10 protein-coding genes are annotated in these 11,015 nt (G+C 44.4%); 5 read left to right on the forward strand and 5 right to left on the reverse strand.

Annotated features, from left to right (window positions below; translation table 11 throughout):
- Positions 1-279: 279 nt before the first annotated feature.
- From Xinn_RS11635 to lolB, 4 genes are all read right to left on the reverse strand, one after another.
- A complete protein-coding gene (locus tag Xinn_RS11635; protein ID WP_086952986.1) occupies positions 280-2,391 on the reverse strand; it encodes an autotransporter domain-containing protein in 2,112 nt (703 codons plus the stop codon).
- A gap of 583 nt (positions 2,392-2,974) precedes the next feature.
- Positions 2,975-3,922, reverse strand: coding sequence for a ribose-phosphate diphosphokinase (gene prs, locus Xinn_RS11640; protein WP_141554498.1), 948 nt, complete (start codon positions 3,920-3,922; stop codon positions 2,975-2,977).
- 39 nt (positions 3,923-3,961) lie between these two features.
- Positions 3,962-4,831, reverse strand: a complete 870-nt coding sequence (gene ispE, locus Xinn_RS11645) for a 4-(cytidine 5'-diphospho)-2-C-methyl-D-erythritol kinase (protein WP_086952987.1) — start codon at positions 4,829-4,831, stop codon at positions 3,962-3,964.
- Positions 4,831-5,448, reverse strand: coding sequence for a lipoprotein insertase outer membrane protein LolB (lolB, locus tag Xinn_RS11650; RefSeq protein ID WP_086952988.1), 618 nt, complete (start codon positions 5,446-5,448; stop codon positions 4,831-4,833). The genes ispE and lolB overlap by 1 nt, the downstream gene beginning before the upstream one ends.
- Positions 5,449-5,714: 266 nt before the next feature.
- Here lolB and hemA point away from each other — a divergent pair, with 266 nt between their 5' ends.
- The 5 genes from hemA (at position 5,715) to kdsA (ending at position 10,723) form a co-directional block, all read left to right on the forward strand.
- Positions 5,715-6,977: a glutamyl-tRNA reductase gene (hemA, locus tag Xinn_RS11655; RefSeq protein ID WP_086952989.1), complete on the forward strand. Its 1,263-nt coding sequence runs from the start codon at positions 5,715-5,717 to the stop codon at positions 6,975-6,977.
- A gap of 29 nt (positions 6,978-7,006) precedes the next feature.
- Positions 7,007-8,089, forward strand: a complete 1,083-nt coding sequence (gene prfA, locus Xinn_RS11660) for a peptide chain release factor 1 (RefSeq protein ID WP_086952990.1) — start codon at positions 7,007-7,009, stop codon at positions 8,087-8,089.
- Entirely contained in the window at positions 8,089-8,976 is an 888-nt protein-coding gene (gene prmC / locus Xinn_RS11665) for a peptide chain release factor N(5)-glutamine methyltransferase (RefSeq protein WP_099137657.1), read from the forward strand. Before prfA ends, prmC begins: the two co-directional genes overlap by 1 nt.
- Complete coding sequence (gene sirB1 / locus Xinn_RS11670) at positions 8,960-9,775, forward strand: invasion regulator SirB1 (RefSeq protein ID WP_086952992.1); 816 nt, start codon at positions 8,960-8,962, stop codon at positions 9,773-9,775. Before prmC ends, sirB1 begins: the two co-directional genes overlap by 17 nt.
- A gap of 93 nt (positions 9,776-9,868) precedes the next feature.
- Positions 9,869-10,723, forward strand: a complete 855-nt coding sequence (gene kdsA / locus Xinn_RS11675; protein ID WP_086952993.1) for a 3-deoxy-8-phosphooctulonate synthase — start codon at positions 9,869-9,871, stop codon at positions 10,721-10,723.
- Positions 10,724-10,861: 138 nt separating this feature from the next.
- Here kdsA and Xinn_RS11680 read toward each other — a convergent pair.
- Positions 10,862-11,015, reverse strand: a 154-nt coding sequence (locus tag Xinn_RS11680) for a transposase (RefSeq protein ID WP_211286012.1), incomplete at its 5' end; no start/stop codon positions are given.

Consider the following 11,015-nt stretch of genomic DNA (forward strand, 5'->3'; position numbering starts at 1 on the left):
TTGATAACAACTGACAGAGATTAAGTATGTTAAACCGGAAAAAATAATCCATATTGCATTGAATTATTTGTAAGTAATGTGATATCAGACCAGTGAATCTGAAATAGTTACTCAGAACATTTATGTTATTTAAATGTTGGATTATATGTTGTTTGGGGCTTGCGGAAAGGGCTGGAAGAGAATCAGACAAAACGCAAAGCAACGATACTGTTGCCCTGCGTTTTAATTAATCAACTGATTAAAATTAGTCAGCTGATCACAAACTTATTGCCTACAAAATCAGAAACGGGCATTGATACCCAGATTGAAGTTGTAGTTAGCATCTTGTGAGCTGCCTTCATTACGGGTCACGGAAGCAAAACTGGATATGTTACCAAACAGGTTCGCGTTCGCACCGATAGTATATGCGCGCCAGTCTTTGCTCTGTTTTCCACTCTCTACAACAAAGGAGGTTTTGGTGGAATTGATGGAACTACGCAGTTTGTACTGGGTATCACCGAACTGGTGATTAAACTGCACGGAAGCATAAGGGTTAACACGACCCAATTGCGTATCTACACGCCAGCCCAGGGTTGCAATTTTAGAGGTGTAATTCTGATCTCTGAAGTACATGGAAGTGCTTTTATGGCCGGTTTCATGGTAGCTTTTTACATTACCTTTATCCCAGCTGAACTGTACAATCGGGCTGGTGGTCATGATATCGGTGACAGGAATATCCCAGTTGGCAGTAATACGGGCACCCCATTGCTTACCGGTAGTTGAGCCGACTTCTCTGCGGGTTGCTTGCCCCAGTTTAATGCTACGGGTCAAGCTGCTGTAATTAATATCAGCATAGTGAAGATCACCACTTAACCATGCTTTGTCAAATACGTTCCACAAACCATAGGCAGTTGCGACATCTGCATCACTTTCATAGGAGAAGTTAGAAGTCGGGGAGCGTTCAGTATTATCGTTAGAATACAAAGCACCCAGTAACAGGCTTTCTGTCAACTGATAATCACCACCTAAGGTAAAGGTAGTATTGCGGCCGCCGGTAAAACCACCGAAGACACCAATTTTACCCTGATCATTACCACCGCTACGCAATTGTTGCAGGTGACCATCAAGGGAACTACGAGTACCCTTAACCGGCGCACGGTTGACCTGATTCAGGGTCATCACCTGTGATGGGGCAATATAGATGGACTCGATATATTGGCCTATGATTTCGTGTGCAAGTGGGGTTGGGTGGAAGTGATCAGAGAATAAAAACTTTCTGCCCTTATCTTCCTTTATAGTACATATACTCGCAGATACTCCTTGCGGGCATTCATAACCTAATGTGTTGCTAATACCATAAGGAAGTGGATTATCTATCACTTCTTTTAATAGACCATTAACATCGGCACGTAAAATATTGCCCCCGCTTTTGCTGATCTCAGTATCGACTTTTTCGTTGTAGCCATCAGTAAGCCTTGTAGCCCCTTCACTGGCACCATCATAGGCAGTAATAAGTTGCTTATATAATTCGTTGGTTTTAGCGTTAATTTCTGCTTCAACTTCAGCTTTTTCCTCTGGGGTTGTGGCTTTGTCCTTTTTATCTTTAAGTGATTTTTCGGCGGCTTGTTCTGCAACTACTTTCAATGCACCTTTAAGAACCATACGGTTAATTGCGCCAGATGGAGTATCATTTTTATTAATTCCATCATGGACTGCTGTTAAAGTTTCATTAATTTTTTCTTTAATAGGATTTTTTTGCTCATCAGGCAAATCATCAAAAGTGTTGGGGTCAATATGATTAGGTTCTAAAGCTTGGCGAATTATAGCCTGACTAAGTAAAGTTTCTAACATCCTCGGAGTAGTGCCGACGTCAGGTACAGTTGGTGCAATGATCAATCCGGCACCAGCGTTCACCAATTGATTAATCTGCCGTGATGCTTCCATTGCACTTTTTCCAACCATCTCATGTGGTTTAGAAGGATCTTTTGGATTTTTGCTACCTGCGATCAAAGCTGCTGCGAGGTCATTACCACCTACCCAATGGATATAGATACCATTAGAGTCTGCTTTTCCATTTGTACTCTGAAAATATTTATTGAGTTGTTCAGCTGTGGTATTAGACTTTTGGTCTTCGATTGTAGTTGCTATGGCACCACCTTTAGCATAGTTGGTACCATTCTGTTTTTTATCTGAAGAAGGCTCTAAGTTACTGCCAGTCAGTCTTCGGGAAAGATATTCATTATAAAGTTCGCTGATTTCACCGTTCGTTGTAAAACGTTTTACGTTTTTAGTATTCCCAGTATCACTCAAACTATCGCCAAAAACATAAACCTTGTTATACGTCTGAGCATAAGAAACGGTGCTGATTGAAAGTGCTAACAGTGCTGGTGTAAATAAAAATGCCTTTTTCATTAGCATTCTCCTTAAAATTGTTTTTATTTATCAGCGAGATCGTCTTTTTTAACGGCAAAGCCAAAGCGACGCCTCTTCACAATATAGAGGTGCTGATAGGTTGAATTGATATTTTGCTGGTTAGGGTAATAATCTGTTTCATCAGAAAATTTTAACTTTTCCGATAAAAAATAGTTACTAACATAATTGTTGTTTTTTTAAGGTATTTTTATCGTCAGTTTTCAAAACGGCGACAGGTTAGCAGCAACTACACAGGCGCACCAGTATTGTTACGCTTATGAAGGACTGGACGTACCAGATGATTTGTTATGCACTTATGTGACTGTTTTTTTTCTGTTCTGATAGATAGGTGAAGATTTTACTGGAGAGGATAATCATAACTCAGATTAACTTGTTGATATAGGTAATAATTTTATATAGATGAATATTATTCTTCTTAATTAAATCAATTCATGATTATTTTATTTGATTATTATTAAAACAGAAAAACCCGTTGGTACAGATGCACCAACGGGTTTTTTCAGCGATGAATTATTTAATCACTTGTATAAGTTTGTGCTCGAAATCTGCACTAACTTGTACCTTAGTGTTCAAACATTGCAGAGATTGACTCTTCATTGCTGATACGACGGATTGCTTCAGCAAGCATGCCAGACAGTGTCAGAGTACGAACTTTGTTCAACGCCTTGACCTCATCAGACAGAGGAATTGTGTCACAGACAATAAATTCATCTATCACTGAGTTCTTGATGTTTTCTACAGCATTACCAGAGAAAATAGGGTGAGTAGCATAAGCAAACACCCGCTTCGCTCCGCGCTCTTTCAATGCTTCAGCCGCTTTACACAGCGTGCCGCCTGTGTCGATCATGTCATCAACCAGAATACAGTCACGACCGGCAACATCACCAATGATGTGCATAACCTGAGAAACGTTCGCTCGTGGGCGGCGCTTATCAATAATAGCCATGTCAGTATCATTCAGCAGCTTAGCAATAGCGCGGGCGCGAACAACACCACCAATATCTGGAGAAACAACAATCGGGTTTTCCAGACCTTTCTGGAGCATATCTTCCAGAAGGATTGGGCTACCAAATACATTATCAACCGGAACATCAAAGAAGCCTTGGATCTGCTCGGCGTGCAGGTCAACCGTAAGAACACGGTCTACACCAACGCTGGACAAAAAGTCCGCAACGACTTTGGCAGTGATAGGCACACGCGCTGAACGAACGCGACGATCCTGACGGGCATAACCGAAGTAAGGAATTACCGCAGTGATACGTCCGGCAGAAGCACGACGCAGTGCGTCGACCATTACGACCAATTCCATCAGATTATCGTTGGTTGGCGCACAAGTGGACTGGATGATGAATACATCACCACCGCGTACATTTTCGTTGATTTGAACACTGACTTCACCGTCGCTGAAACGACCGACAGCAGCGTCTCCCAGGCTTGTGTACAGGCGGTTGGCAACACGTTGTGCTAGTTCAGGGGTGGCATTACCAGCAAAAAGCTTCATATCGGGCACGAGAAAAACCTCAGGCTTACGTCCAGAAGATAGACATGTTTATCCCAGAGTGGCATTTTCGCAGCGAAATGTATGCAATGGTGAAATATTAACGCCACGCGCAACAAAGCCCTGCATCCACTCTGGGGCTTGATTTAACACCTTACGGGCTGATGCTTCTGATTCGAACTCGCCGAAAACACATGCACCCGTCCCGGTTAGGCGTGACGGGGTGTATTCTAACAGCCATGAAAGAAGCTGTTCAACCTCACGAAAACGTTTTCTTGCGATCAGCTCACAATCATTTTTAAATGGCGCCTGTAATAATGCAGGCAGAGTGCGGATTGGAGAATTTCTTTTTAATTCAGGATCAGTGAATATTTTTGCGGTCGGGATCTCAATTCCGGGGTGAGCAACCAGAAACCATTTCTCTTCAGGCGAGGCTGGCTGGAGTTTTTCACCGATACCTTCGGCAAAAGCGGCGTGACCTTTAACGAATACCGGAACGTCAGCACCGAGAGTAACACCAAGTTGTGCCAGTTCATCATCCGACAGATTTGTCTGCCAATGATAGTTCAGGGCAATCAGCACTGTTGCTGCGTTAGAAGAGCCGCCACCCAGACCTCCGCCCATCGGCAGACGCTTATCAATCTGGATGTCTGCACCCCGGTATTGGGTGAAGATTGACTGTTTCCCTGCATATTCCTGTAATAATCGTGCGGCACGCACGATCAAATTATCGTCATGTGGCACGCCCTTAACTGGGGTCAGCAGGCGGAGCTGATCATCCTGACGGGGAGTAATGGTGATTTCATCACCGTAATCCAGAAACTGAAACAGTGTTTGTAGCTCATGATAGCCATCAGCACGGCGTCCAGTGATATATAAAAATAAATTTAATTTTGCCGGAGAAGGCCAGGTTAAAGTCATTATTGGGTAGTCCAGTTATCCATTTTGAGTTTAATACGGTTTTTACCCTGGGTCAGTTCCAGCCGGTTCGGTAAAGCGGGAGTAATTGAAGTATCGTATCCCTGATAATTTACCTGCCAGATTTCACCATTTTCTTTGTCGCTTACCGACTTAAGCAGATAGTTTTTATCCAACTGAAAATTAAGGGCATTTCCGGGAAGGCCGATAATCCAGCTTTTCAGATTATCCAAAGGAATATTCATATTGGTGAGCTGATAAATCAGTTCTTCCGGATTATCACTAATATATTTTTTCCCTTCATTGTCCGTAATCCGGGTCATATTAGGCTGAACAGATAATTCCAGTTCAGTTGTTCCTAATGGATTCAGCAGAAGCAGCTTGTAGTTATTTGCCGAATATTGTTGCCAGAAAAAACGGGCATACACTTTTTTTTCATTTGCCAGATAAGCGAAAGAGCCACGGGTCTGATAATGAGTCAAATTTTGCAGTTGTGCTTTGCGATTATTCCATTGCGGAGAGTTATCTGACCCTGTTCCGTCGGGTGCCTGCGTGACGGTACAGGCCGTCAGCAGAACTGCGGAGAGGGGGAGTAAACGAAAAAATGACGATATTTTCATAAGGTAGCCCTTGGGGTATAGATTGGGTATAGAGACGTGCGATAGCGAATAATGTGTTATCAAAGTCTATAATCAGGGAGGTAATTTAGCGAAGTTTCAGCAAAATTTCCCGAATAATTATAATTGAACTGTTTGATTGACTTTTATTGAACTGTTGCATCAAGTAGAATGCTCACCCAATGAGAGTCCTTACTAAAGGTGTAGGTTTATGAGAATGATTATTAATATCGTTATGAGCCCATGCCAGATAACTCAACGCAGTTAAAATGACTTTATTAGCACTCGGTATAAATCATAAAACAGCGCCTGTTTCTTTGCGTGAACGGGTAGCATTTTCTCCCGATACGATAGGGCTTGCACTTGATAACCTTCTCCGGCAGCCGCTGGTGAGGGGAGGCGTTGTGTTATCAACCTGTAACCGCACTGAACTGTATCTCAGTGTCGAACAGCAGGATAACCTGAAAGAGCAACTCGTCAATTGGTTATGCGAATATCACCAGCTGAGCCACGATGAACTCAGTACGAGCCTTTACTGGCATCAGGGAAGTGATGCTGTCAGCCATTTAATGCGGGTCGCTAGCGGGTTGGATTCACTGGTGCTAGGCGAACCTCAGATTTTAGGTCAGGTGAAAAAGGCTTTTTCTGAATCACAAAGCTACCAATCTTTATCCGGAGAGCTGGAGCGCCTGTTCCAGAAATCGTTTTCTGTTGCCAAACGGGTCAGAACTGAAACAGAAATCGGAGCGAATGCGGTTTCTGTCGCATTTGCCGCCTGTACGCTTGCCCGTCAGATTTTCGAATCGCTTTCACAGCTAAACATTCTGCTGGTGGGAGCGGGGGAGACCATTGAGCTTGTCGCTCGTCATCTCAAAGAGCATCGGGTTAACCGTCTTATGATTGCTAATCGTACGAAAGAACGTGCATATGCGTTGGCGAACGAGGTTCATGCTGAGGTGATATCCCTGCCTGAAATTGATACCCGTCTGGCAGAAGCAGATATAGTCATTAGTTCTACTGCCAGTCCTTTGCCGATTATTGGTAAAGGTATGGTTGAACGGGCACTGAAATTACGCCGTAATCAACCCATGCTACTGATTGATATTGCTGTTCCCCGTGATATTGAGCCGGATGTTGAGAAATTGAGTGACGTTTATCTGTACAGCGTTGATGATTTACAGGCCATTATTCAGCAAAATCTTGCTCAACGTAAGGCTGCTGCGGTGGTTGCTGAAGGAATTGTACAACAAGAGAGCACTCATTTTATGGATTGGTTGCGTTCGCAGGGCGCAGTTAATACAATTCGCGAATATCGGGAACAGGCAGAAAAAATCAGGGCTGAGATGACGGCAAAAGCAATAATGTCTATACAGCAGGGTGCTGATGCAGAACAGGTCATCAATCAGTTAACTCACCAATTGACGAATCGTCTGATCCATACACCAACTAAATCACTCCAAAAGGCTGCCAGTGACGGCGATTTAGAACGCCTGAATCTCCTGCGGGACGGCCTTGGGCTGGATCATAACTAACCCTATTCTAATAAGGTCTGATATTACGAATGAAGCCTTCTATTGTCGCTAAACTGGAAGCATTGCAAGAACGCCATGAAGAAGTACTGGCTCACCTCGGTGATGCCGAAGTGATCGCTGATCAAGATCGTTTTCGTGCATTATCAAAAGAATATGCTCAACTTACTGATGTAACTAACTGTTTTAAATCCTGGAAAATAATTCAGGATGATTTACAAACAGCCGAGATGATGCTTGATGATCCTGAAATGAGGGAAATGGCGCAGGAAGAACTCAAAGAGGCAAAAATTCGTAATGAAGAGTTGGAACAGCAACTACAGTTATTGCTGTTGCCAAAAGATCCGGATGATGAGCGCAACTGTTTTCTGGAAGTCCGTGCGGGAACCGGTGGGGATGAAGCGGCAATATTTGCGGGAGACCTGTTCCGGATGTATAGCCGTTATGCTGAATCACGTCGTTGGAAAGTAGAGATCATGAGTACCAACGAAGGGGAACATGGCGGTTATAAAGAAGTCATCGCGAAAGTTTCTGGTGAGCAGGTTTACGGGCATTTGAAATTTGAGTCAGGTGGTCATCGTGTTCAGCGTGTGCCGGAAACAGAATCTCAGGGGCGTATTCATACTTCTGCCTGTACAGTCGCGGTGTTACCGGAAATTCCTGAAGCGGAACTGCCGGAAATCAGCCCGGGTGATCTGAAAATTGATACTTTCCGTTCCTCTGGAGCCGGTGGTCAGCACGTTAATACCACGGATTCCGCCATCCGAATTACCCATATTCCGACGGGAATTGTCGTGGAATGTCAGGATGAACGCTCACAACATAAAAATAAAGCGAAAGCATTATCTGTGCTGGGTGCCCGTATCCGTGCTGCCGAAATGCAGAAGCGTCAGGAAGCTGAAGCCTCTGAACGTCGCAATCTTCTGGGTTCCGGTGATCGTTCAGACCGCAACAGAACTTACAATTTCCCGCAAGGGCGAGTGACTGATCACCGTATCAACCTGACGTTATATCGTCTTGATGAGGTCATGGAAGGTAAACTGGATATGCTAATCCAGCCAATCATTACTGAATATCAGGCTGACCAGTTATCTGCATTGTCAGAGCAGGATTAATGAATTATCAACATTGGCTGCAATACGCAGCGGCTCAGTTATCTGATAATTTGCCTGCTGGCAGCAGCCCCAAACGCGAGGCGGAGATCCTGTTGGGACATGTGACAGGCCGCTCCCGTACCTACCTGATAGCGTTCAGCGAAACGCTCATTTCAGGGGAAGAATCCCTTCAGCTTGACGATTTACTGGCTCGCCGCCTGAAAGGTGAGCCAATCGCTTATATTGTGGGTGAGAAAGAGTTTTGGTCACTGCCGCTGGCAGTATCACCTGCAACCCTGATCCCACGGCCTGACACCGAATGTCTGGTGGAAAAAGCGCTGGAATTGTTGCCTGAAACACCGGCACAGATCCTCGATCTTGGCACGGGAACGGGGGCAATCGCTCTGGCATTGGCTGCTGAAAGGCGTGATTGCCATGTCACAGGAGTCGATATTAATCCTGAAGCAGTTGCACTGGCACAATACAATTTTGAAAAGGTTAGTGCAGGAAAAGTCAGTGAAGAACAGGCTATTCACAATGTGAATTTTTTACAAAGTGAGTGGTTTTCTACAGTGGGTGACAGACAATTTGATATGATTGTCAGTAATCCCCCGTATATAGATGAGAATGACCCTCATCTGCAAGAAGGGGATGTCAGGTTTGAACCGGTCACTGCATTGATTGCCGCACAAAATGGTTTGGCGGATTTACAGGTAATCGTGGAGCAGGCCCGCCATTTTCTATTACCGAATGGATGGCTGTTATTGGAGCATGGCTGGAAACAGGGAGCAGTTGTCAGAAACCTGTTTTTAGAGAAGGGTTATCATCAGATAGCGACTTTTCAGGATTATGGTGGTAATGAACGTATCACGGTAGGTCGATGGAATAAAAATGAAACCCATAACTAATTATGAATTCAATGATGCTCCCCTGATTGATGGTATTATTCTGGTGTCAAAGGCTATTCGCCCTGATTTCCCTCAGGCCGTCGTGTCAGAGCAGTTAACTGCGTTAGTTGAAGAGGCGCATCAGGTGCTTTTTTCAATCAATGACCATAAAGAAAAATTGCAATCATTGTTGGCACTTTTTTATCAGGAATGGAAGTTTGGCGGGGCAAATGGGGTGTACTGTCTATCGGATACTTTGTGGCTGGATAAAGTACTTCATTCTCGTCAGGGCGCACCGGTTGCACTGGGTGCACTATTTGTGCATATTGCTCAGGAATTGGCTATTCCTGTATTGCCGGTGATATTTCCGACTCAGTTAATATTGCGTATCGATTTACCGGATCAGCCTGCCTGGTTTATTAACCCCATGAATGGGGAGACGCTTAATGAACATGTCCTTGATGTCTGGCTGAAAGGCAACATTGGGCCGACTATACGGCTGGAAAAGAAAGATTTACAGGAAGCCGATAACAGCAGTTTAGTGCGTAAGATCACTGATACGATCAAAGTTTCTCTGATGGAAGAGAAAAAGATGGAACTGGCATTGAGAGCCAGTGAAGTTGTGCTGATGTTTGACCCTGAAGACCCCTATGAAATCCGTGATCGCGGGCTTATTTACGCCCAGCTTGACTGTGATCATATTGCGGTTTCCGATTTGAGTTACTTTGTGGAACATTGTCCTGAAGACCCCATCTCAGAGATGATAAAAATGCAGATTAACTCTATAGACAGAGAGCGGCGAACAATCGTGCTGCATTAACCATACTGCACATTTTGAGATTTTATTAAAAATTTTTACCCTTAATAATTTATTTGTCCTTAACATTTGTCCTTAACAACAGAAGGTATAAGCATGCAACAGAAAGTGGTTAATATTGGTGATATCAGGGTCGCAAATGATCTGCCATTTGTGCTGTTTGGTGGCATGAATGTTCTTGAATCACGGGATTTGGCCATGAAGATTTGTGAACACTATGTCACGGTGACACAGAAACTGGGCATTCCTTATGTTTTTAAAGCCTCTTTTGATAAGGCTAACCGTTCTTCCATCCGCTCTTATCGTGGCCCGGGTCTTGAAGAAGGAATGAAGATTTTTCAGGAACTGAAGCAGACTTTCGGCGTAAAAATTATCACTGATGTGCATGAACCGGCACAAGCTCAACCTGTTGCTGAAGTGGTTGATGTTATCCAACTTCCGGCTTTCCTTGCCCGTCAGACCGATCTGGTAGAGGCGATGGCGAAAACAGGTGCAGTGATTAATGTTAAAAAACCACAATTTGTCAGCCCGGGGCAAATGGGCAATATCGTGGAAAAATTCAAAGAAGGCGGCAATGATCAGGTGATCCTGTGTGACCGTGGCAGCAACTTCGGCTATGACAATCTGGTTGTTGATATGCTGGGCTTCGGCGTAATGAAACAGGCAACTAACGGTTCACCGGTCATTTTCGATGTTACCCATGCATTGCAGTGTCGTGATCCATTCGGAGCTGCTTCTGGTGGTCGTCGCGGGCAGGTTGCTGAGCTGGCGCGTGCAGGAATGGCAGTAGGTATTGCTGGTTTGTTCCTTGAAGCTCATCCAGACCCGGAAAACGCAAAATGTGATGGCCCGTCTGCACTGCCACTGGCAAAACTGGAAGCATTCCTGATGCAGATGAAAGCCATTGATGATGTTGTTAAAGGCTTTCCGGAATTGGATACCAGTAAATAATCATTGAGTTGATTTTAAGACTTTGCTGAAAAAGCGGTTACAGGTGATGAATACTGTAACCGCTTTTTTATTAGCAATTTCGCCGTAAACCCTCGCCCGATGAGGGCGGGGATATAAGGCGTAAGACGCGATAGCGGCTTAATCTGGGGTCGCCTGACTCTCCACATAAGCCTTTAACGTTTCAATTGTTGCACCGCCAGCAGTGCAAGCGAAGTATGAACGTGACCACAAGGCGGCGCTTTTACTCTGTCTTGTAAGGTGTGTGTTTTGTCGTCGCAACATACGAGATGAA

It is taken from the genome of Xenorhabdus innexi, assembly GCF_002632485.1.
Classification (GTDB): domain Bacteria; phylum Pseudomonadota; class Gammaproteobacteria; order Enterobacterales; family Enterobacteriaceae; genus Xenorhabdus; species Xenorhabdus innexi.

Bases quoted from the DNA above. Each gene is read 5' to 3' on its own strand.
- hemA (WP_086952989.1), top strand. From the start codon at position 5,715: ATGACTTTATTAGCACTCGGTATAAATCATAAAACAGCGCCTGTTTCT.
- prmC (WP_099137657.1), top strand. From the start codon at position 8,089: ATGAATTATCAACATTGGCTGCAATACGCAGCGGCTCAGTTATCTGAT.
- sirB1 (WP_086952992.1), top strand. From the start codon at position 8,960: ATGAAACCCATAACTAATTATGAATTCAATGATGCTCCCCTGATTGAT.
- kdsA (WP_086952993.1), top strand. From the start codon at position 9,869: ATGCAACAGAAAGTGGTTAATATTGGTGATATCAGGGTCGCAAATGAT.
- Xinn_RS11635 (WP_086952986.1), bottom strand. From the start codon at position 2,391: ATGAAAAAGGCATTTTTATTTACACCAGCACTGTTAGCACTTTCAATC.
- ispE (WP_086952987.1), bottom strand. From the start codon at position 4,831: ATGACTTTAACCTGGCCTTCTCCGGCAAAATTAAATTTATTTTTATAT.
- prfA (WP_086952990.1), top strand. From the start codon at position 7,007: ATGAAGCCTTCTATTGTCGCTAAACTGGAAGCATTGCAAGAACGCCAT.
- lolB (WP_086952988.1), bottom strand. From the start codon at position 5,448: ATGAAAATATCGTCATTTTTTCGTTTACTCCCCCTCTCCGCAGTTCTG.